This window comes from Methylophilus sp. DMC14, from assembly GCF_056314085.1.
The window spans coordinates 37,795-57,145 of the sequence record NZ_JBQUZA010000003.1 but is presented as its reverse complement, the minus strand read 5'-3'; the positions used below and the strand labels follow the sequence as shown (position 1 = coordinate 57,145).

Annotated in this window: 20 protein-coding genes and 1 tRNA gene; 12 read left to right on the top strand and 9 right to left on the bottom strand. The window is 48.5% G+C overall.

Going from position 1 to position 19,351, the window contains the following annotated elements; translation table 11 throughout:
* Positions 1 to 31 precede the first annotated feature (31 nt).
* The 6 genes from ACT53C_RS07170 (at position 32) to ACT53C_RS07145 (ending at position 5,018) form a co-directional block, all read left to right on the top strand.
* A tRNA-Met gene (locus tag ACT53C_RS07170) sits at positions 32 to 108 on the top strand.
* A 284-nt stretch (positions 109 to 392) separates the two neighbouring features.
* Positions 393 to 719, top strand: a complete 327-nt coding sequence (locus ACT53C_RS07165; RefSeq protein ID WP_476145410.1) for a helix-turn-helix domain-containing protein — start codon at positions 393 to 395, stop codon at positions 717 to 719.
* A complete protein-coding gene (locus ACT53C_RS07160) occupies positions 719 to 2,044 on the top strand; it encodes a type II toxin-antitoxin system HipA family toxin (RefSeq protein WP_476145409.1) in 1,326 nt (441 codons plus the stop codon). Before ACT53C_RS07165 ends, ACT53C_RS07160 begins: the two co-directional genes overlap by 1 nt.
* 513 nt (positions 2,045 to 2,557) lie before the next feature.
* Positions 2,558 to 2,992 carry a GlcG/HbpS family heme-binding protein gene (locus ACT53C_RS07155; RefSeq protein WP_476145408.1) on the top strand — a complete coding sequence of 145 codons (435 nt, stop codon included), beginning with the start codon at positions 2,558 to 2,560 and terminating at the stop codon, positions 2,990 to 2,992.
* A 205-nt stretch (positions 2,993 to 3,197) separates the two neighbouring features.
* Complete coding sequence (locus ACT53C_RS07150; RefSeq protein WP_476145407.1) at positions 3,198 to 3,884, top strand: hypothetical protein; 687 nt, start codon at positions 3,198 to 3,200, stop codon at positions 3,882 to 3,884.
* Positions 3,885 to 4,193: 309 nt separating this feature from the next.
* Positions 4,194 to 5,018: a hypothetical protein gene (locus ACT53C_RS07145; protein ID WP_476145406.1), complete on the top strand. Its 825-nt coding sequence runs from the start codon at positions 4,194 to 4,196 to the stop codon at positions 5,016 to 5,018.
* A 67-nt stretch (positions 5,019 to 5,085) separates the two neighbouring features.
* On the opposite strand, the gene ACT53C_RS07140 is transcribed toward ACT53C_RS07145, so the two are convergent.
* Positions 5,086 to 5,982: a LysR family transcriptional regulator gene (locus tag ACT53C_RS07140; RefSeq protein WP_476145405.1), complete on the bottom strand. Its 897-nt coding sequence runs from the start codon at positions 5,980 to 5,982 to the stop codon at positions 5,086 to 5,088.
* Positions 5,983 to 6,101: 119 nt separating this feature from the next.
* Here ACT53C_RS07140 and ACT53C_RS07135 point away from each other — a divergent pair, with 119 nt between their 5' ends.
* Positions 6,102 to 7,088 carry an MBL fold metallo-hydrolase gene (locus ACT53C_RS07135; RefSeq protein ID WP_476145404.1) on the top strand — a complete coding sequence of 329 codons (987 nt, stop codon included), beginning with the start codon at positions 6,102 to 6,104 and terminating at the stop codon, positions 7,086 to 7,088.
* Between the two features lie 220 nt (positions 7,089 to 7,308).
* Here ACT53C_RS07135 and ACT53C_RS07130 read toward each other — a convergent pair whose 3' ends face one another.
* Complete coding sequence (locus ACT53C_RS07130; RefSeq protein WP_476145403.1) at positions 7,309 to 7,815, bottom strand: hypothetical protein; 507 nt, start codon at positions 7,813 to 7,815, stop codon at positions 7,309 to 7,311.
* Positions 7,816 to 8,011: 196 nt separating this feature from the next.
* Positions 8,012 to 8,821, bottom strand: coding sequence for an AraC family transcriptional regulator (locus ACT53C_RS07125; protein WP_476145402.1), 810 nt, complete (start codon positions 8,819 to 8,821; stop codon positions 8,012 to 8,014).
* A 104-nt stretch (positions 8,822 to 8,925) separates the two neighbouring features.
* On the opposite strand from ACT53C_RS07125, the gene ACT53C_RS07120 reads away from it, so the two are divergent.
* Positions 8,926 to 9,459, top strand: coding sequence for a carboxymuconolactone decarboxylase family protein (locus tag ACT53C_RS07120; protein WP_476145401.1), 534 nt, complete (start codon positions 8,926 to 8,928; stop codon positions 9,457 to 9,459).
* A 66-nt stretch (positions 9,460 to 9,525) separates the two neighbouring features.
* Here the strand turns inward: ACT53C_RS07120 and pqqA (ACT53C_RS07115) are convergent, their stop codons facing one another.
* Positions 9,526 to 9,597 carry a pyrroloquinoline quinone precursor peptide PqqA gene (pqqA, locus tag ACT53C_RS07115; RefSeq protein WP_081624291.1) on the bottom strand — a complete coding sequence of 24 codons (72 nt, stop codon included), beginning with the start codon at positions 9,595 to 9,597 and terminating at the stop codon, positions 9,526 to 9,528.
* Between the two features lie 257 nt (positions 9,598 to 9,854).
* On the opposite strand from pqqA (ACT53C_RS07115), the gene ACT53C_RS07110 reads away from it, so the two are divergent.
* The gene (locus ACT53C_RS07110; RefSeq protein ID WP_476145400.1) at positions 9,855 to 11,990 is read left to right on the top strand and encodes a TonB-dependent receptor; all 2,136 of its coding nucleotides are present in this window, start codon (positions 9,855 to 9,857) and stop codon (positions 11,988 to 11,990) included.
* 65 nt (positions 11,991 to 12,055) lie between these two features.
* On the opposite strand, the gene pqqA (ACT53C_RS07105) is transcribed toward ACT53C_RS07110, so the two are convergent.
* From pqqA (ACT53C_RS07105) to ACT53C_RS07095, 3 genes are all read right to left on the bottom strand, one after another.
* Entirely contained in the window at positions 12,056 to 12,127 is a 72-nt protein-coding gene (gene pqqA, locus ACT53C_RS07105; RefSeq protein ID WP_081624291.1) for a pyrroloquinoline quinone precursor peptide PqqA, read from the bottom strand.
* Between the two features lie 133 nt (positions 12,128 to 12,260).
* Positions 12,261 to 13,127, bottom strand: a complete 867-nt coding sequence (locus ACT53C_RS07100) for a mechanosensitive ion channel family protein (RefSeq protein WP_379075098.1) — start codon at positions 13,125 to 13,127, stop codon at positions 12,261 to 12,263.
* A 418-nt stretch (positions 13,128 to 13,545) separates the two neighbouring features.
* Positions 13,546 to 14,337 (bottom strand): alpha/beta fold hydrolase, encoded by a 792-nt coding sequence (locus ACT53C_RS07095; RefSeq protein WP_476145399.1) that lies wholly within the window; start codon positions 14,335 to 14,337, stop codon positions 13,546 to 13,548.
* Between the two features lie 161 nt (positions 14,338 to 14,498).
* Here ACT53C_RS07095 and ACT53C_RS07090 point away from each other — a divergent pair, with 161 nt between their 5' ends.
* Positions 14,499 to 14,807 (top strand): BON domain-containing protein, encoded by a 309-nt coding sequence (locus ACT53C_RS07090; protein ID WP_194748498.1) that lies wholly within the window; start codon positions 14,499 to 14,501, stop codon positions 14,805 to 14,807.
* Positions 14,808 to 14,965: 158 nt separating this feature from the next.
* On the opposite strand, the gene ACT53C_RS07085 is transcribed toward ACT53C_RS07090, so the two are convergent.
* Positions 14,966 to 15,268, bottom strand: a complete 303-nt coding sequence (locus ACT53C_RS07085) for a hypothetical protein (RefSeq protein WP_313986739.1) — start codon at positions 15,266 to 15,268, stop codon at positions 14,966 to 14,968.
* Positions 15,269 to 15,393: 125 nt separating this feature from the next.
* Positions 15,394 to 15,978, bottom strand: coding sequence for a c-type cytochrome (locus ACT53C_RS07080; protein ID WP_194749081.1), 585 nt, complete (start codon positions 15,976 to 15,978; stop codon positions 15,394 to 15,396).
* Between the two features lie 456 nt (positions 15,979 to 16,434).
* Between ACT53C_RS07080 and ACT53C_RS07075 the strand changes: the two genes are divergently transcribed.
* Together ACT53C_RS07075 and ACT53C_RS07070 are read left to right on the top strand one after the other, a co-directional pair.
* Entirely contained in the window at positions 16,435 to 17,712 is a 1,278-nt protein-coding gene (locus ACT53C_RS07075) for a class I SAM-dependent methyltransferase (protein ID WP_476145398.1), read from the top strand.
* A 74-nt stretch (positions 17,713 to 17,786) separates the two neighbouring features.
* A complete protein-coding gene (locus ACT53C_RS07070; protein ID WP_476145397.1) occupies positions 17,787 to 19,193 on the top strand; it encodes a PQQ-dependent sugar dehydrogenase in 1,407 nt (468 codons plus the stop codon).
* Positions 19,194 to 19,351: the final 158 nt, after the last annotated feature.

Below are 19,351 nucleotides of genomic sequence, written 5' to 3'. Positions count from 1 at the left end.
ACAACTGCTATAATCGCGGTCTTTCAAATCTGGTGATGTAGCTCAGCTGGTTAGAGCACAGGATTCATAATCCTGGGGTCGAGGGTTCAAGTCCCTCTTTCACCACCAATACCTAAGCGGCTTCCAGAGATGGAGGCCGTTTTCATTTATACTATTCATGGCATTAGTAGCCACGTAGTAGCCAATACCTCTCCAATACTACTTTAAGCGACTCCGCAAATTGATTGGTAAGTATCAACCTTTATTTTGTTACTGTACAAACCCAATCATAATATTATACAAATATAATATCATTAATTTATTATATTAATGTAATAAAATCCAAAAAACCCATGCTTAGTACATTTATATAATTTATTGATTTTATTACTCCTATGTAATAGGATGGTGCAATGAAAACGACGATCACTTCCGGACAACAGCTTAAAGCGCATATCAAGTCTTTAAGAAAAAGAAGAAATTGGACGCAACAAATGCTTGCGACCAAGCTGGGGTTATCACAATCCAGGATTGTCCAGATTGAGAGAAATCCCAACCTGGTCAGCTTTGATCAGCTTTTGCACCTATTCAATATATTAGGCGTATCAATGTCACTTGAATTGAATAGTGATGATGATCAGAGTTACGAAAGTACTGACTCAACCAACAAAAACTCTGAGACAGCAGATCTAAGAGACTCTCAAAAGCAAGCCACCGAGTCTAAACAGGCAAAATGGTAATGCAAGCATTAAATGTCTGGATGAATGGCCAGTTAGTTGGCACTTGGGCACAGGGGAATCGTCGGTCAAGCAAATTTCAATATGATGCTAATTGGATAAAGTCTGCATACGCCAGACCGCTTTCAAACGCTTTACCCATGAGCACTGTTGACAACATCATCACCGGGCAAGAAGTCACTAATTACTTTGACAACCTTCTGCCTGACTCCGTTGATATTAGAAAACGGATTCAATTCAGTTTTAAAACGCAATCCACTGAAGCCTTTAATCTATTAGAGGCGATAGGACGAGACTGTGTTGGCGCAGTGCAACTACTGCACATCGGCGAAACGCCTGCCGCATTTGATGAAATACACGGCCTACCGTTAACCCACACAGATATATCCCAAATACTGATCGCAGCCTCCTCTGGAAGAACACTTGGACAAAGTTTTGATGAGGAGTCTTTCAGAATTTCAATCGCTGGGGCGCAAGAAAAAACAGCGTTACTTCGGGTGAAAGAACAATGGCTGCGCCCTCTTGGGGCAACACCAACCACACATATATTGAAACTCCCACTCGGACTCATTGGTGGTGAGCAGCGTTTTGATATGACCGACTCAATTGAAAATGAGTGGTTGTGCGCGCAGATCTTAAAAAAACTGGGATTTAATATCGCCAATACAGAGATTGGCCACTTTGATGGGACCAAAGCACTGGTGGTGGAGCGCTTTGACAGAAAATGGGTGGATGATGGCAAATGGATCGCCAGAATCCCGCAAGAAGACTTCTGTCAGGTATTTGGACTCCCCGGCGAAATGAAGTATGAAGATCATGGCGGCCCGTCAATCGAAAAGATTATGAGTCACTTAACGGCAAGTGCGCGCGCACAAGAGGACAGGCTACACTTCATCAAAACACAATTTGTGTTTTGGTTACTGGCAGCAACAGATGGACATGCCAAAAACTTCTCCGTGGCTATACAACCAGGCGGAGCATTTCAACTCACCCCGCTATATGATGTTTTATCTGCGTGGCCAATTATTGGAAATGCGCGAAATCAACTGCCCTACAAAAAAGCCAAACTTGCGATGGCGATTAGAACTAAAAACGCACATTATAAGATCAGTGAGATTTACCCTCGCCACTGGAAGGAGTTTTGTGCCAAGTTAGGCGTTCCAGAAGCTTTTGATGAAATGTATAGAATTGCTTCAAACATCGTTCCCGCAATTGAAGAAATTGAAAAATCGCTGCCAGAAGAGTTTCCGATGCAATTAATCGAGAGTATAAAACGGGGAGTCACTGAGCATGCCACTCGCTTCTTAAGCATGGAGGAAGCCATTTAAGGTGGAGTGAGTTTAGGATACACGGCATAAGTGGCTGCGCGAGCAAATTGCTGCGTTGCGCGGTGCTCAAACACTCGCCTATCTCTATGATATGCCTCGTATTTTCCGCGCCGTGCGCCTTGCACTTTATCTCGCTCGCTCACTTATTCCGTGTATCCTTTATTGATAACTGGGATTATTCAAGTCACGTTAAACGATCTAAAAATCGTTAACGAATAGTTATAACACTCTATGTTAGAATTCAAAAAGTGATTGTTACCATAGAGATAGGGTAACTTTTGGGGTATGTAAGATTTATTTAACCAACAATAGTGTTTTAAATCATTGCATTACAAATGGTGTTTAGTGGTCTCTTTCCCACCAAATAAAAACGGCTTCCAGAAATGGGAGCCGTTTTTATTTGTGCGCGAAGCTCTGCAAAGCACGTGATTTCAAGCGCATGCAAAGTTAAATGAATTTAAACCTGTGGGCATAGTCACATTGATACCAATCAATTACCCATAAGGAAAACACATGCACGTAAGCTTTGAAGTCGCACAAGAAATCATTGAAAAAGCAGTTGAAAAATCCAAACAAATCGGCGTCAAGATGTGTATCGCCGTACTGGACTCTGGTGGCAACCTGAAAAGCTTTACTCGAATGGATGATGCTTGGGTCGGCAGTATTGATATCGCCATCAAAAAAGCGAAAACCGCCTGTTACTTCGCCATGCCCTCAGGCGAAATCGGCAAACTCTCAGTGCCTGGTTCGCCTTTATACGGTATCGAGCACTCCAACGATGGCTTGATCACTTTCCCAGGTGGATTACCGATTGTGGATGAGGATGGGATGCTCATTGGAGCAATTGGCGTCAGCGGGGATACGGTTGAAAATGATCATTTAGTTGCACAGGCTGGTGTGAATGTAGCTGGTGTCTGTGATGTGCCTAAGCATCCTTGGCGGACATAGTAATCATGCTAATTACAGCTTAATGAACGGGTGAGAGCACAGAACTCATAATCCGTTAGTGCTGTGTTCGACTCGCAGAGGGGCCACCATTTATAAAAGGACTCAAGGTTAACGCCTTGGGTCTTTTTGTTTTCTAGCGACTTGTTGATGACTTCGATTTAGTGCATTGTTTGACAAACAAATTTTGATATCCGAGAGATACGTGATGCAAAAAGAAAATTTACATAAAGCAATAATAGAAGCTCATATAAATTACAGGTATAAAGTGGGCTCAATACCAAGTTCTATGATGCTGTTAATGGAGGTTGGTCGGGCATCAAAGTTAGATATAGGGCTAAGTAATCAACTTAAAGACTTGGACAGCAGGCTTACAAAGTATTCAATGAATCATATTGATTATTTTGCTAGCCTTTTATTTATCTCCCTCATATCTGCATTTGAGGCTTTTTTGGTGGATATATTGAAGGCAGTAATCGTAACTTATCCTACAAAGGTTGGATCAACCCAATTTAAATTGACGGAAATTATTAACTTAACGAAAGACGAATTGATTTTGTCAGCGGTTGAAGATTATCTTAATAAGATAATGTACAAAAGGCCCCTCGAATATCTTAGTGATATATCTAATATATTATCAATCGATAGCTCATTATTAGAAAAACAGTGGTTAGTATATATAGAGGCCAAAGCAAGAAGGGATCTTGGCGTTCACAACTCATGGAAAATCAATGAGGTTTATATAAGAAAGATTGTCGAAGTGGGCCTAGCTCCGCCGAGTGATAGCCAAGCTATTTTGAATCCCGATGCTGAGTATCTTTTGAAAACAATATATGCATGTTCAGATCTCTTGGAGTTGATATTTAAGCAGATTGAGGAGAAGTTTTGTTTTTGATTTATTCCGTTTTTCATGAGTCATTGAGAAATCTCTACTGGAAAACTACAAATAGCTCCCCCCGGTTTGGAGTCTAAAAACACTGCTTATAACCGCACGCCTTGAGACATACCCAAGCAATCAGGGGCTGGCTGATAGACAGTAATCCCAATGGAAATTATTCGCCGATATGTTGGCTTGTGCTGCGAGTTGCGATATATCAAGGCGGTAGTCTCTAGCGTTGATATTCAGAGTCGATTGAGTTGGCAGTACAAAATGAGACTTTAGGTTAACCCCTTAGGTCTTTTCTGGTTTGTGGTATTACTATTTATGAAGATAGAATCAAATATCAAAGTTGATATGAAAGTTAGTATGTCCAGCAGACTTCTAATTGTTATTTTCCTAAATCTGTTTATAGCTTCTGGGCATGCTTATGATGAAAATTTAAGTCCACTTTCTCAATTAAAAGCCATTTATAAACTTTCAGCTAGCTTGACTGAGTCCATCAGTCGGTCTGAATTTGAGCGGGCAACCAGTAAACCTAATGGGCATTTAGCTCAATGCATTGATATTCCATTAACCGCTCCTGATGAAGATGATTGGGATTGGGTCATAAAGAAGTCAGATGCACAGTTTTTGACTATTGGACACTGTGGTACAACTGATGACGTCTTTCATATACGTGCATATGCAAAAAAGAATGGAGATACTCTATACCTTCTTGCTCATGAGTCGGGTATTCATGGACAGACTTGGGACTTTGAGGCGTACATTTCATCTAAAACCAATAAAAAAATGACTCCTGTAAAACCAGAAAAACTGGGATTGATTGCGCCAAAAGAAAACGAGTTCTTGCCACGTAAACTTCAATTTCCTAAGTCTGATAATTTTGGAACTACTATCTCATTGGATGAAAATGGGGTGCTACCTGCATTCCCTTGGACTTGGCAGAATCCGAAATGGGATGACAGAAAACCTACCTATGATATTTACTTTAAATGGAATGGTTCCACTTTTATTAAACATAAGGTGAAAGCTCAGCCTTATGAAGAACCTGGCCCTTATTTCTCTCCGGATATTGAAGGTGTTCGACCTCTTAATATCTCTGGAGGATTGACACCAGGAGGAACTAAGGTGATTGTTGTTCCTGAGTGACCTAGCTTTTATAAAATTTTGTCGCGAGTCTGTGTAGATACCGAACTCACCTATCCAAATAATTCAGCTACACACTCACAAACTGTTGCCTTAACCAAACCATCGCCTCATCCTCTTGAGACTTTACATGCCACGCCATACCTAACTCAAAAGGCGGGATGGCGAATGGCAGCTCGATCAAATCCAATGTGTCTTGGTATTTTTCGAGTAGCTGCTTAGGTAAGGTTGCAACACAATCGCTATTGGTGAGCACCAAGGCAATCTGGTTATAACTGGGCACTGAGGCGACAATGTTGCGGGTTTGAGACTGCTCGGATAACAAGTGATCAATTGAGCTGGATAAGTCACCTTTTGCAGATACGATGACATGGGATAACTGGCAATACTCATTGAGTGTCGGTTTTTTTGTGCCTCTCGCATGTCCTTTTTTCTGCGCCATGATAAAGCTGTCTTTCATTAAATACCGTACTTTGAGGCTGTCTGGCATTTTGTTGATATCGCCAATGTATAGATCAATATGACCTTTCTCCAGGTCTTCTTTCACATTCACGCCAAACACTGACACGAATGAAATTTGCAGCCCTGGATTATTAAAGGAAAGCACTTTTTTTAAGACTGGCAGGCCGAGAATGGTGAACACACTATCGTTGGTGGCAATGGTGAATTTGCGACGGGAGGTGAGTGGGTCAAAACTGGACTTGAAATTAACGGCAAATTTAAGCTCGTTAATCGATGCCCGTAATTTATGCTGAAGGTTTAAAGCCCGCTCAGTCAGCACCATACCGCGCCCTACTTCAGCAGGGACTAGCAACGGATCCTCAAACAACACTCGCAGCCTGGCTAATTGCGTAGAGAGCGCGGGCTGGCTGATATTGAGCCTTTGCGCCGCCTTGGTGACATTTTTTTCTTCCAGAAGAATATCCAGCGAAATCAATAAAGGCAGGTCGGCTCTTTTTATATCCATAATATTTATACATCCAATACAAATATTCAATTTTAAATAATCATTAATTATACGTATTCTGATGGCACTTTAAATACAAAAGGAGAGTATGGATGAGCAATGTGCAAAGCAGAAAAAGAATGGCATTCAAGAAGACGGTGTTAGCCATTGGCTTATTGTTACAGTGCCTGGCTTATGCCAACACTTCTGTTGCCGGGGCTGAATTAGCAACGGCTTCAGTGGTTAAATATCACGCTGAAACTGGTTACTACACCTTCAAATTAAGTACGTATGAAATCACGGTAATTTCAGATGGCACGGTGCCACAAGACTTACATGTATTGCTAAAAGGTGCGCCCCAGCAAACGGTGGATGGCTTGTTAAACCAGGTGCATTTACATAACCCGGTTGAGGCATCCATCAATGTGTTTTTAATCAACACCGGCAAGAAATTAATCCTGGTGGATACAGGCGCGGGCGACTTCTTTGGCAAGGGGTTTGGCGGCAAGTTTAGTGAGCGCTTAAACAAGTTAGGCTTGAAACCGGAAGATATTTCTGACATATTGATTACCCATATCCATACCGACCATACAGGCGGACTGGTGCATGCGGGTAAAGCGGTTTTCCCCAATGCGAATATCTACGTGGGTAAAGCCGATATAGATTTTTTTCTAGATGCTAAAAATCAAAACGGGGTGAGTGGCTATGACAAAGCCTATTTTCAGCAGGCACAAACTGCGATGCAGCCATATGTGGCGTCAGGCCACGTAAAACCGCTTAGCGGCGAACAAAAGATCCTGGCCGATTTTACTGCCTACCCGACACCCGGCCATACGCCAGGACATTACTACTACAGGTTGGAAAGCCAGGGCCAGTCGATTACATTCATTGGGGATTCCGTGCATGTGGAAGCGGTGCAGTTTCCTCATCCTGACATCACGATTACTTACGATGTTGATCAGCCAGCCGCTGCCAAACAACGCCAAGCACAGTTTGAGCAATTAACAAAAAACAACGCCATGATTGCTGCCCCGCACTTGCCATACCCAGGGATTGGTTATATTAACGCGCAACAAACAGGGTTTGCGTTTATCCGGGCAGAATTTCATGACCGGGATGGACTGTGATTAAAGGGCATTACGCTGCAAAAGGCCATTATGCCGGCGGCTTTTCCTGACCGCAGTTAGAAGCACCTCAATATCGCTGAACAGGCTGGTAAGTATGAGTCACGCATATCAATGAAGTTAAATTTGCCCCCATATGAGAATACGCTTGATTCAATAAATAAAGGACTTCCAAGGTGAGTCACCGTTTGGAAGCCTTTTTCACTTTATCCAATGGCTAAATTTAGATGCCACTAGCGACTGGCGTATTCCACTCACTTTGGAACCGGCGGGTATCTTCATCACTTCTTGAGTTTAAGCCAATGAGGATTCCCCCATTTTTAACATCTGTTTCGTATTCCTTTAAAGTATCCTCAGGGATCCCCCAGCCAATCAAAGCACCGACTAAGCCAGCAGTCACCCCACCAGCGCCCGCACCGGCGACACCAGCCGCTAAAGGCCCGGCGATAACGAGCCCCAAGCCTGGCAGGGTGAGCACGGTCCCTGCGGCGGCAATAGCTGCTGCGATCGCACCGGCCGTTGCACCTAGTGCGCCGCCAACAGCAGCGCCCTCGGCCGCTTTGCTACCTACTTCGGTTTCTAAGGTGGCATGTTTACCGTAATAACGCTCACGTGTTTCCTCAGACATAATCACATTAATATCACTCGTACTGTAGCCCGCTTGCGTAGCGGAGAGATATGCGCGCTCTGCACTCTCCTGGTCTCTAAATAAACCTGTCACTGTAGCCATGGTCATCTCCAAAATTGTTTTTTATACGGACACACAGTATAAGAAAGCGGGGCTGCAGTGAAGAGTGCGATTGCGCTGATATGAATGTAAGATAATGACATCGAGTGCTGAGGGCGCCTGCTTAAGGGAGCTGAATCTCATGGAATACCATTTTTCAATCCATCAAAATACGTGATCTCCCCGTTGCGCGACTTGATCAATGCCACTCGGCAGGCGTCGTGCCCAACCGTTTTGCAAACACCCGGCTAAAGGCAGCCACACTCTGATAACCCACCTGAGGGGCGATGCTTTTGAGTGACTTGCCTTGCCGGATCAGATTTTGTGCAATCGAGAGCCGCCAGTCGGTGAGGTATTCCAATGGCGGGATGCCAACGGTGGTTTTGAAATTGGCAGCAAACCGGGCACGTGACATGCCCGCTGTATCGGCCAGGGTTTCGAGGGTCCAGGGGTAAGCGGGTTGTTCGTGCATGGCTTTGACAGCTTGCGACAGGCGCGCATCGGCCAGTGCGGAAAAAATGCTTTGTTGGAGTTGGCCATGTTGAATGACGTGGCGCAAAATCTGGATCAGGAAATATTCTGCCAGCCTATCCAGTGCGGGTTGCCGCCCCAAGTCTTGCGCAAAGGCTTCATGAAACAGCAGTTGTAAGGTCGGCGCAATTTGTAGCATGTCGCTTAAAGGCACGATCACATATTCAGGCAAGGCGGTGGCTAGCGGGCTGCGTACGTTTGCGCCCAAATTAATCATGGCACACACCAATTCACACGGCTCACCCTCTACAGGGTTGAGCACGTGACTGCTAGGCTTGGGTAAGAACACCACGCTCGGTTGGTCTATACGCGCGAGAGGTTTATCGCGAAACATCAGGTCTAGCTTTCCCGCCCGCAACAAATGAATATGCCCCACCGCTCCAGTCCCATCAAAGTTCACGACCTGACAAAGATCACCGGTGAAAAACACCTGGGCCGAGAGTGAGATTTGATTCAATAGTGGCAACAACGGGTCCAAACGAGACTCCTGATCAACATAATGAGACCTTTAATAATCATGAGTATTGCATGATATCTCCAACGCACCAAGCGTTCCAATTTACTAAACTAAGGAGACTTATCATGGCCCGTATTCAACCAATTAACCGTCAAACCGCCAGTGCAGAGATCAATGCCACATTAGATGCTGTACAAGCCAAATTGGGTAAAGTGCCTAATTTGTATGCCACCGTTGCCCAAGCACCCGCGGTGTTAACGGCCCAACTGGCTTTTGGCGAAGCGCTCAGCCATGGCCGCTTAACGGCAAAACAGCGTGAAGCGCTGGCGCTCGCTATCGGCCAGGCTAACAGCTGCCAATATTGCCTGTCAGCACATAGTTTGGTGGCCCGCGGCACCGGCCTGAATGCAGAAGCGATTCAGGCTGCCCGTCGGGGCGAGGCCGCCGACCCAGTGACTGACGGTTTACTGAAATTGGCGGTTAAGATCGTAAACCAACGCGGGGTCTTGTCGGATTCGGATATCGCGGCAGCCTATGCAGCCGGCGTGGATGACGGCTTGCTACTGGAGGTGATTGCGCATGTGGCTTTAAACACCCTGACAAATTACACCAATCATATTGTGCAAACTGAAATCGATTTTCCAGTCGTCACTGTTTAACCCTGCCCCAGCAAACAAAAAGCCCGACATCTCGTCGGGCTTTTGTCATTTTAGCCTCAGCTAAAATTATTTGTTCATTACGTACATGGTTACTTCAAAGCCAAAACGCATTTCAGTCGCTGCTGGTTTAGTCCACATGGTAGATCTCCTAGATAAAGTTAACAATCAATCAAACGTGTAGCCAGTATGCCTGCCCGCCAGCCTTTTGTTGAGCGCGCTTTTACGCGAATGCAACTCATGATTTTCACCAGCCTGATGTTAACAGAAGCAAATTCTTTGCTGCATCCTTCAAATTATTAATGAAAATCGTTATCATTACCATTAACAGAAGTTGAGCCTAGACTCAACCGCACGCCTCTCTGCCTGGCAGAGCTTTTTATCCAATGGGAGTTTTCATGTATTACCACTCATCGACGTTACGGCCGATTGCGCTGGCTTTGCTTTTGGCCAGTGCAACCCAGGCGACATACGCGCAAGCAGCTGACGCTGCAAAAAATGATACCGAGTCTGACACTTTGCCCGAGGTCTCGGTCAAGGAAAAGAAAAGCAGCCGAACTGACTACCAGCCCCTGGTGAATACTACAGCGACCAAAATTGCTGCACCGCTGCGGGATATTCCGCAAACAGTCGATGTGGTCCCTGCGCAAATCATTCAGGACCAGGCCGCGCACTCGTTACAGGATGTATTGAAGAACGTGCCTGGCGTCTCGCTGAATCTGGGTGACGGCCAGCGCGACCAGTTTGTGATTCGTGGTTTTGATGCGATGGGTGACATGTATATTGATGGTATGCGTGATGACGCGCTGTATTACCGCGACCTGTCAAATATTGAGCGCGTGGAAGTGCTCAAGGGGCCAGCCGCAGTATTGTATGGACGTGGCTCTTCTGGCGGCTTGATTAACCGTATCACAAAAAAACCTGGCGAGACCATCCGCACCATTAAACTCAACGGCGGCTCTTACAAACAGCGCCGCGGCGAGTTTGATGTCGGCGACAAACTGGGGGATTCAGCCGCCTTCAGGATCAACGGCGCCGTAGAGGATTCCGGCAGCTTTAGAAACCAGGGCTTTCTGGAGCGGCAAAACCTTGCCCCTTCCTTGCACTTGCAACTGGGAGAAGATACCAGCTTGTTGTTGCAGGTAGAAAAACTGCATGACCGCCGAGTGACCGACTTCGGGATCCCGGCTTATCGGGGCAAGCCGCTCAACATTGATCCAGACACCTACTATGGCTCACGCAATGCCCGCGATGATGATTACACCGATTCGGACGTGTTGTCTGGCCGCGCGGTGTTGAAACACCAAATTAATGATCAATGGACCGTGCGCAATATGTTTGGCGCCTATCATTACGAAATGGATCGCAACAACACGCTGGTTTCGGCAGTGAATGATAACTTGCGCACGGCGACCCTGACGCACAACCAGTTATGGCGCCAGGACGATGGCTGGTTCAACCAGTTTGAAGTACTGCAAAAAGCCGAATGGGCTGGCATGCAGCATCAATTACTCTACGGTCTGGAAGTAGGCGAGCAACGCAAAACCATGAAGCGCTGGGCATGGAGCAACCCGACGGTGACCGTCTCCCTGTTTGATCCGGTATTACCCAGCCTGTCACAGTTTGGCGTGCGCGGCAGCAATCCCAACCTCAGTAACCAGACCATCCTGCAAGTGACTGGCGTCTATGTGCAGGACATGATTACGCTTTCCGAGCACTGGAAAGCGCTGGTCGGCAGCCGCCATGACCGCTTCGCGCAAAAGGTTGAAGACCGCTTGTCTACGGTGAGCCCCGAGCGCACAGATCATACCTGGAGCCCGCGTGCTGGCCTGGTCTACCAACCCACGGATTGGCAGTCTTACTATATTTCATTGAGTCGCTCTTTCCAGCCCTCTGGCGAAACCTTGAGCTTCTCGCAGCAGCAAAGCCAGCTAGCCCCGGAAGAGACCAATAATATTGAAATCGGCAGCAAAACCGATTTTTTCAATGGCAAATTGTCTACCACCGCCGCCCTGTTTCATCTTGAGCGCGAAAACATCAAAGGGACTAATCCAGTCAACAATGCCTTGATAGGCGTGGGGACACAATTAACAGAAGGACTGGAGTTGACCATGACGGGTGAACTTGCGCCACGCTGGCAAGTGTTTGCTGGCTACGCCTATTTGGATGCGCGCATCACTGACTCAGTAGCGATACAAAACGGCGTTGCCTTACAAGGCAAACGGGCAGCCCTCACCCCAAAAAACAGCGCCAACTTGTGGGTAATGCATCAACTCAATGAAGGCTGGAGTGTGGGCGGTGGCCTGAATTATGTCGGTAATCGCTATGCGTCGAATGACAATCTGGTGGCCCTCGGTAGTTATATGACGGCAGATACAGCAGCCATTTATCATAGCTCACGTTACGACCTTGCGTTCAATCTGAAAAACCTGACCGATAAGCGTTACTATGCTTCTGGCCACGGTACCAGCAATAACCTCAATGGTCCTGGTGCGCCGCGCCGCGCAGAAGTCACACTGACCATGCATTTCTAATGCCTGTGCCCCAAACAAAAAGCCCGACATCGAGTCGGGCTTTTGTCATTTTAGCCTAGCTAAAATTATTTGTTCATTACGTACATAGTCACTTCAAAGCCAAAACGCATTTCAGTCGCTGCTGGTTTAGTCCACATGGTAGATCTCCTAAAAAGTTAACACTCAAACGTGTGACTAGTATGAGCGCCTGCTTGAAAATTGTTGAGCGCAGTTTTACGCGAATTCGGCTCATGATTTTCATCAGGATTGCGCTCTTAAGCGGTATGCAGTTTAAGTCGACTGGGGTTCTGGCAGCGTGGCCAAATGCAGCGTTTGAGTTGGAAAAGCCACTTCAGCCCCAAGCGCCGAAATGACTTCCCCCACTTTGAGCAACACGTCCTGTTTTACATGGTGATACTCTTCCCAAACCCTGGTGCGGGTAAAAGCATAGATCATGATATCCAATGAAGACTTGTTGAAAGTGACAAAATTCACGATCAGGGTTTGAGACTGATCAATCTCTGGGTGATGTTGCAACATGTCTCGAATTGCACTGACAATCCCAGCCATTTTATCAAGGTCAGCATATCGAATCCCTATGGTTTCACGGATACGGCGGTGACTCATGCGCGATGGGTTCTCAACCGCAATGGTCGTAAATAACATATTGGGGATATAAATCGGGTTTTTATTGAAGCGGCGAATCCGTGTATGTCGCCAGCTGATCATTTCAACGGTGCCTTCAATGTCCTTGTCAGGCGAGCGTATCCAGTCTCCGACACTAAACGGACGGTCAAGATAAATGGTCAATCCGCCAAAAAAGTTCGCCAAAATATCTTTTGCTGCAAAACCAATGGCGATGCCGCCGATACCCCCGGCAGCCAATAATCCAGAAATACTTATCCCTATGGTCTGCAAAAAGGTGATCAGTGTAATCACCACGACCAGCAGATAACCTAGCTTACAAAGTGCATCGATGGTCGTTTGATCAACCTGACTGTCACTGCGCGTGTCGCGGGTCATGAACTGCTGACGAAACTCACTGATCGTACGCCAGAAAAACCAACTCACAACCAGCAAAAAGCCAATATCCCGCACCAGCGAAATCATCTCCAGCCACTCTTCAGGATGATGGGCTTTGGCATATAGCTTAGCCATGTAGGCCAACCCTAATAACCAGATGAGCGCTGGTAACGGGCGGCTCGCACCATAAACAAGTGCATCATCCAGATAACTGCGGCTGTATTCGGCAACGCGTTTCAGTCTATGCAGTAGTAGGCTAGAAACGCCATGAAGCACTGCTGTGATCGCAAATATGACCAGAAGCCGTATGTATAACGGCTCACGTAACATCGAAACAACCCATACCTCATGCCACCACTGCACTACTCAATCCCCAATACATTAATGCCAATGCATTTTAGAGCAATTTTCATAAATGCCCAATGGATTACTGACTACATAGATTAAATGTGATTGGAGGCGCAAAAGCGGAGACGGCGTCGCTTCTGGCGGTTAATCGTCCCCAGCATCGCAAGCGGCACGCCGTTTTTACCGATGCACAATCATACGCATACTAGGCTAAAAATGCGTCGACAGCCTGGATAAATAATTGCGGCTGTTCTGCATGCACCCAATGATCGGTGGGCAGGCTGACAAAGCGGGCTTGAGTGAAGTGCTGGCTAATTGTGTGCATGTCTTGCGCATTGACATAATCACTCCGCTCCCCGCGAATAAACAGACTAGGCATCGTCAGGCCAGTGGCCACTGGCGGCAAAAGTGCTGACTGCAGTTGCCCATAATTGGCTTTGAGGGCCGCGAGATTGAGCCGCCACTGCAAGCGACCATCCACCTTATGCAGATTGGTGAGCAAGAACTGGCGCACCATCAGGTTGGGGATAGCGGGAGCGAGCGCTTTATCCACGTCACCGCGGGACGCACATTGGTGCAAGTCTACCGCCAGCATGGCGTCTATGAGCGGCGTGTGCACGTCGGCATAAGCGCGCATGGCCATATCCACCACCATCAGCTTACTCACGCGTTGCGGCCATTGCATGGCAAACTGCATGGCCACCTTGCCGCCCAGTGAATGACCCAGTACATGCACTTTTGCCAGGTTCAAATGCTCACACACCGCCAGCACATCCGCTGCCATTTCGGCATAGGTTTGCGACTCATGGTGAGGTGAGCGGCCATGGTTACGTAAATCGACACTGATCACCGAGCGCTTCTGGGCGAAATACCTGGCAATACTGCCCCAATTGTCGGCGGAACCAAACAGACCATGGAGCAATAACAAAGGTGTGCCTGAGTGTTCATTGGACGCGTTCAAGACTTGATGATGTAGCAACGGAAAAGTAGTGGTCATGGTAAAAAAGATTTCAACGGTGAGTGAAGCGCTAAAGCGCTATCTTATCGTACTTACAAACTTCGTCAGTCAACTCCTACGGCAGGATCAGAATCCGGTGTATGGCTGGCCCTGCGCATTTTTTGAATAATGAGGGCTCGATGATTTTGAAAGGACTGCACATGAAAACGACATTGAAATCCATTTTGCTGGTAAGTGCTTTATTGTTGCCGATGGCAAGTTTTGCCGCGGATGGCGACTCCATTGGTACCAAGGTAGAAGACACCGTGATCACGGCCAAAGTAAAGGCGGCCTTGGCCAAGGACAAAGCCGTGAGTGCCACCGATATCAAAGTTGAAACCGACAGCAATGGCCTGGTGCAATTATCTGGCGTGGCTAAAACTAAGGCCGAAGCAGATAAAGCAGTGCAATTGGCTAAAAATGTCAAAGGTGTGACTGCTGTGAAAGACGATATTGTGGTCGCACAATAAGTCCCCACGCTACGATCTTCTCTCCGTTGCCCCTGTGCCAGCCATGGCCAGGGGCATTTTTTATGCCGCGCAACCCACGTACGAAGATAGGCTCGGGGCCGCACGGGTCTGTTGCTACCGACACTCAATATGCAGCAAGGGGCTTAAGCCCGTGATCGTTACTTGACGTCGGTGCCACCCTGTTTCGGATCCTGCTGAAAGCGTTTGCTTTTTTCCATATTGCCAGGCTTGGAAGACTGGGCATTTTGCGGCTGGCTGGCGGTGTCTTTGGTGTTGGGCGGCAGATTATTATTATCTTGCTGCGGCTCCAGATAGTTACCGTTTTTGGTGGTATCCGGCACCTGGTTTTTTTGTTTTTGCGCCGGAGGCACGGCATCGGGAGAGACATGATCCGCAGCCAGGCTGGGCACACTGCTAGCCACCAACAGGGCTGCGATCAAAAAAGAAAGGGGATTGTTCATAGGGGCATCCTTATCAAAGAAGAAGAAGAAGAAGAAAACCTGTCTGGTCAGACAGGCATGCTTCTATGCTAAGGATGCACGGGCAGGCTGTATGTCAGCCTAGCGACCTCAAATTTGTAGGATTATCACGAAGCGGCGTCTTCATTGCCGGTCAGTTGGCCGTGGCTACGGATCCAGGCAATCACTTTAAGTAACTCATCCGGGGTGATGCCGTTATTAGGGTCTGAAGGGTCCATCAAGCCTTTGCCTTTGGCCCCCATGCCGCCATTGGTGCCATGCCACACGGTTTCAAACATGCCTTTATTGGTGGCGTCTTTGGCATAGTTATAGTTGGGGCCGGTGAGCGCAGGGCCCACTTGCCCACCCGCTTCCGGGCCATGGCATTGGGTGCAAGAATATAGTTGGAAGATTTTTTTACCTGCTGCAATCGCATCTTCTTTACCGACATAAGGGTTCTTACCTGTCGCTAAAAATTCTTTGGCGGCTGGCGTATCAAACAATTCGGGCTTGATTTCTAATGGCGAGCCATCCTGAGTGGTGACAAACTTGATCGTTTCAGTGCTTGCAGCCGCCTCGGTTTTAGCAGAGGGATCGCCGGAAGCCGTGGTTTGCTTGTCGCAGGCAGCTAGGCCGGTGACTAACACCAGCAAGGCCAGACTTGTTTTAGCACGCAATGTTGCATTCGGGCTTGCTTGAGGCAAGGTAGCCATTGGACGATTTTCCAGGCCAGTTTTTAATCTCATGATGGTCTCCTCAATGGTAAGGGTGATTGGAAAAATGAATGTGTGAATGATTATGGAGAAAAGCGAAACCAGTGCCCATGTCACAACGGCGCAATTTATTGTAGGAGTTGTCGGACAGGAAAACGGGCAACATTCAGGGGCGTCACGGTATTGAGTTAAGCATGACAGAACGAGGCATTCCGCCCGCAAAAGACACCCCGCCTACACTGTCAGACAGGTCTGACATGACAATCAGTCATGTGCCTATATTGGCTGCTTGGGCGCTTTTCTTACACTTCAGGCCTGAAGACACATTCAAACCACCTGCTTTTTTACTGCGGCGGCGACGCGAAAGTTCATCGACATGTTCATTTGACGCAACGCAGCAGTCAAAGCGGGGCTTTATTTTTTGACGGAAACACGGACAACTGTGAGGAGTCACCCATGTACAACCGCCCTATCAATGTGCTGCCTCTAGAGGCACGCCCACTGGATGCCCTGACGCTGGAGCAGTTTTGGCATTGGCCTCAGGCCAGGCAACAAGAAGAACAACAGGCCTTGACCCAGGCCCAATTACTACTGAATCAGCTATTTGAAAACTATACAGATGCGTTTGCCCTGCGTTTATGGAATGACCAGTTGATTTATGTGGGCGAGCAATCACCGGCATTTACGCTGTCACTGTCTGCAGAACTGGTACGTGATCCTCACTTGTTGACCACACCCGTCCCCTGGATGACTGCGTATATAGACGGTCACATCCAGGTCGTGGGCGACTTTCACGCTGCGCTGCAATGCCTGGAATACTTCCAGTCTCTGCCTATCCCCTTGGCCACCACACTTGCGCGTGCATTACGTGCCCTGGCACCATTACCCCCTAGCCACGGCGCTGTACCAAAGTCTGGTCTGTTGCCGCTCAACTACAATGCGCCAGCTGAGTTTTATCGCCATTGGCTGGATGAACGTATGCTGCATTCCTGCGCCTATTTTTGTGGCCAAACGCGTGAGCTCGGGCAGGCGCAACAAAACCAGCTGGAACTGATTTGCCTGAAGCTGCGTTTGCAACACGGTGACCATTTGCTCGACCTCAGTGGCGGCTGGGGCGGACTGGCCTGCTGGGCGGCCAAGCATTACGGGGTCTTTGTGCATGCTTATATCCAGAACCCTGCCCAATATGCCTATGCCAGCCAGCTGATCCAAAGCGAACAGCTCACCCATCTGGTGACACTGATCCCTGGCAACTATCGCGCTGTGGCGGCACAAGGCCAGTACGACAAAGCCGTCTGTATCGGGGTCGCCGAACACGTAGGTGAACCGCATTTGCCAGCGTTCTTGAATACAGTCCATGCCGCGCTGACACCGGGCGGCTTGTTTTTGAGCCATGGCATGACCAACGAGCGCGCAGCCTGGCAGCCTGAGGACCCAGCCCATACGCTGGTAAATCAGCAGTTGTTCCCGCAAGGCAAGCTGGCCACCTTTCCACAGCTGCTGCAGTGTATGGATGCCGCCCAGTTTGAGGTGTTTAACATTGAGGGGCTGCGCCAGCATTTTGTTCAGACCCTGCGCCACTGGCTGAGTGGACTGGCGTCGCAACACCAGGACATCACCCGCACCTTGGGCGAACGCAGTTACCGTGCCTGGCGACTGTATCTGACCGCCAGCCTGATCCAGTTTGAACAGGGACTCACCGGCATTCACCAGATTGTGGCGACCCGGCGCTAGCTGCCATCTGGCAGGCTATGCCATGAAAATCAGTCTGGCAAAGACCAGAAACAGATGATAGAGAGGAGTACACGATGCATACCGCCACAGACCGTCCGCCCCGTTTTCAACTGTCCCTGATCAGCGGTTGCCTGCTGGGACTGAGTGCCTGTTCGCCACCGGCCCAACTGCCTGAGTCGGCCAGCTATGGGCCAGCACCAGACCTGTCCTCCTATCATGCCAGCTGGCTTCCCACCGTCCATGTGGCAAAAGCGGTTGGCTGGCCGCAAGGTGAAAAACCAGCCTCTGCGCCAGGCACCCAAGTGGTTGCGTTTGCCAGCGACCTGCATCACCCGCGCTGGCTGTATGAGTTGCCTAATGGCGATATTCTGGTGGCAGAAACCAATCACCCACCTAACAAAGAAGGGTTCAGCCTCAAAAGCTGGATTGCCAGCCTGTTTATGAAAGACGGCGGCGCAGGGGCTGAGAGCATGAACCGCATCATGCTGCTGCGCGACAATGACGGCGATGGCGTGGCAGAAGAACGACATGTCTTTATCAAAGACCTGCATTCGCCGTTTGGCATGGCCCTGATTGGGGACACCTTTTATGTGGCCAACGCTGATGCCTTGATCAAATTCCCTTATAAGCCAGGCCAGACTGAAATCACCGCCGTCCCCACCAAAGTCACCGACCTGCCCGCAGAACGCAATCATCATTGGACCAAAAATATTTTGCCCGCGCCAGATGGCAGCAAACTCTATGTTAGCGTCGGCTCCAACAGCAATGTCGGTGAAAACGGCATGGATGAAGAAAAAGAGCGGGCGGCTATTTGGGAGGTCGATGCAGTCTCTGGCCAGCATCACATCTATGCTTCCGGCTTGCGCAATCCGAATGGCATGGTCTGGGAACCGCATACTGGCGACTTATGGGTCGTGGTCAATGAGCGAGACGAACTCGGCAGTGACCTGGTGCCGGATTACATGACCTCGGTCAAACAGAATGGCTTTTATGGCTGGCCCTACAGCTACTACGGCCAACATGTAGATGAGCGGGTACAACCGCCCCGCCCTGAGCTGGTTGCCACAGCGATCCCTCCTGATTATGCACTGGGCACACACACGGCTTCACTGGGCCTATTCCCGGCCAAAGGCAATCAGCTGCCCGAGAAATTTCAAAACGGCATGTTTGTCGGCCAGCATGGCTCCTGGAACCGTCAGCCTTACAACGGCTATAAAGTCATTTTTGTGCCGTTTGAAGCAGGCAAACCCGCCGGACAACCCATTGATGTACTGACCGAGTTTTTGAATGCAGACGGGCAGGCACGGGGGCGTCCCGTCGGTGTGATTGTTGATAAAAAAGGCCAGTTGCTGGTGGCAGATGATGTCGGCAATGTGATCTGGAATGTCAAAGGCAGCCACAAAACTGCCCGACATACCGACTCGAATGGGTCTGCGGGCGCAGCTGCAACGGCTGGTGCGCAGACGGTGGTAGAAGACTGAGCTGCGCCGTTGCCCAATGACCAGCCGCCCTAGTGATGCAATAGATCAACATGGTCCAGAGTGACGCCAGCCAAGCTGGCACCATGGCAAGACCGCGCAGCGTCTATCGCCCAGCCCCAACGGCTTAAGGCCTTAGCCGCACGCTATTAAAAACATTA

What these genes read in the sequence shown, in the direction of transcription:
- ACT53C_RS07165 (WP_476145410.1), top strand. Translation starts at nt 393, where the DNA reads ATGAAAACGACGATCACTTCCGGACAACAGCTTAAAGCGCATATCAAG.
- ACT53C_RS07160 (WP_476145409.1), top strand. Translation starts at nt 719, where the DNA reads ATGCAAGCATTAAATGTCTGGATGAATGGCCAGTTAGTTGGCACTTGG.
- ACT53C_RS07155 (WP_476145408.1), top strand. Translation starts at nt 2,558, where the DNA reads ATGCACGTAAGCTTTGAAGTCGCACAAGAAATCATTGAAAAAGCAGTT.
- ACT53C_RS07150 (WP_476145407.1), top strand. Translation starts at nt 3,198, where the DNA reads ATGCAAAAAGAAAATTTACATAAAGCAATAATAGAAGCTCATATAAAT.
- ACT53C_RS07145 (WP_476145406.1), top strand. Translation starts at nt 4,194, where the DNA reads ATGAAGATAGAATCAAATATCAAAGTTGATATGAAAGTTAGTATGTCC.
- ACT53C_RS07140 (WP_476145405.1), bottom strand. Translation starts at nt 5,982, where the DNA reads ATGGATATAAAAAGAGCCGACCTGCCTTTATTGATTTCGCTGGATATT.
- ACT53C_RS07135 (WP_476145404.1), top strand. Translation starts at nt 6,102, where the DNA reads ATGGCATTCAAGAAGACGGTGTTAGCCATTGGCTTATTGTTACAGTGC.
- ACT53C_RS07130 (WP_476145403.1), bottom strand. Translation starts at nt 7,815, where the DNA reads ATGGCTACAGTGACAGGTTTATTTAGAGACCAGGAGAGTGCAGAGCGC.
- ACT53C_RS07120 (WP_476145401.1), top strand. Translation starts at nt 8,926, where the DNA reads ATGGCCCGTATTCAACCAATTAACCGTCAAACCGCCAGTGCAGAGATC.
- ACT53C_RS07110 (WP_476145400.1), top strand. Translation starts at nt 9,855, where the DNA reads ATGTATTACCACTCATCGACGTTACGGCCGATTGCGCTGGCTTTGCTT.
- ACT53C_RS07100 (WP_379075098.1), bottom strand. Translation starts at nt 13,127, where the DNA reads ATGGCTAAGCTATATGCCAAAGCCCATCATCCTGAAGAGTGGCTGGAG.
- ACT53C_RS07095 (WP_476145399.1), bottom strand. Translation starts at nt 14,337, where the DNA reads ATGACCACTACTTTTCCGTTGCTACATCATCAAGTCTTGAACGCGTCC.
- ACT53C_RS07090 (WP_194748498.1), top strand. Translation starts at nt 14,499, where the DNA reads ATGAAAACGACATTGAAATCCATTTTGCTGGTAAGTGCTTTATTGTTG.
- ACT53C_RS07085 (WP_313986739.1), bottom strand. Translation starts at nt 15,268, where the DNA reads ATGAACAATCCCCTTTCTTTTTTGATCGCAGCCCTGTTGGTGGCTAGC.
- ACT53C_RS07080 (WP_194749081.1), bottom strand. Translation starts at nt 15,978, where the DNA reads ATGGCTACCTTGCCTCAAGCAAGCCCGAATGCAACATTGCGTGCTAAA.
- ACT53C_RS07075 (WP_476145398.1), top strand. Translation starts at nt 16,435, where the DNA reads ATGTACAACCGCCCTATCAATGTGCTGCCTCTAGAGGCACGCCCACTG.
- ACT53C_RS07070 (WP_476145397.1), top strand. Translation starts at nt 17,787, where the DNA reads ATGCATACCGCCACAGACCGTCCGCCCCGTTTTCAACTGTCCCTGATC.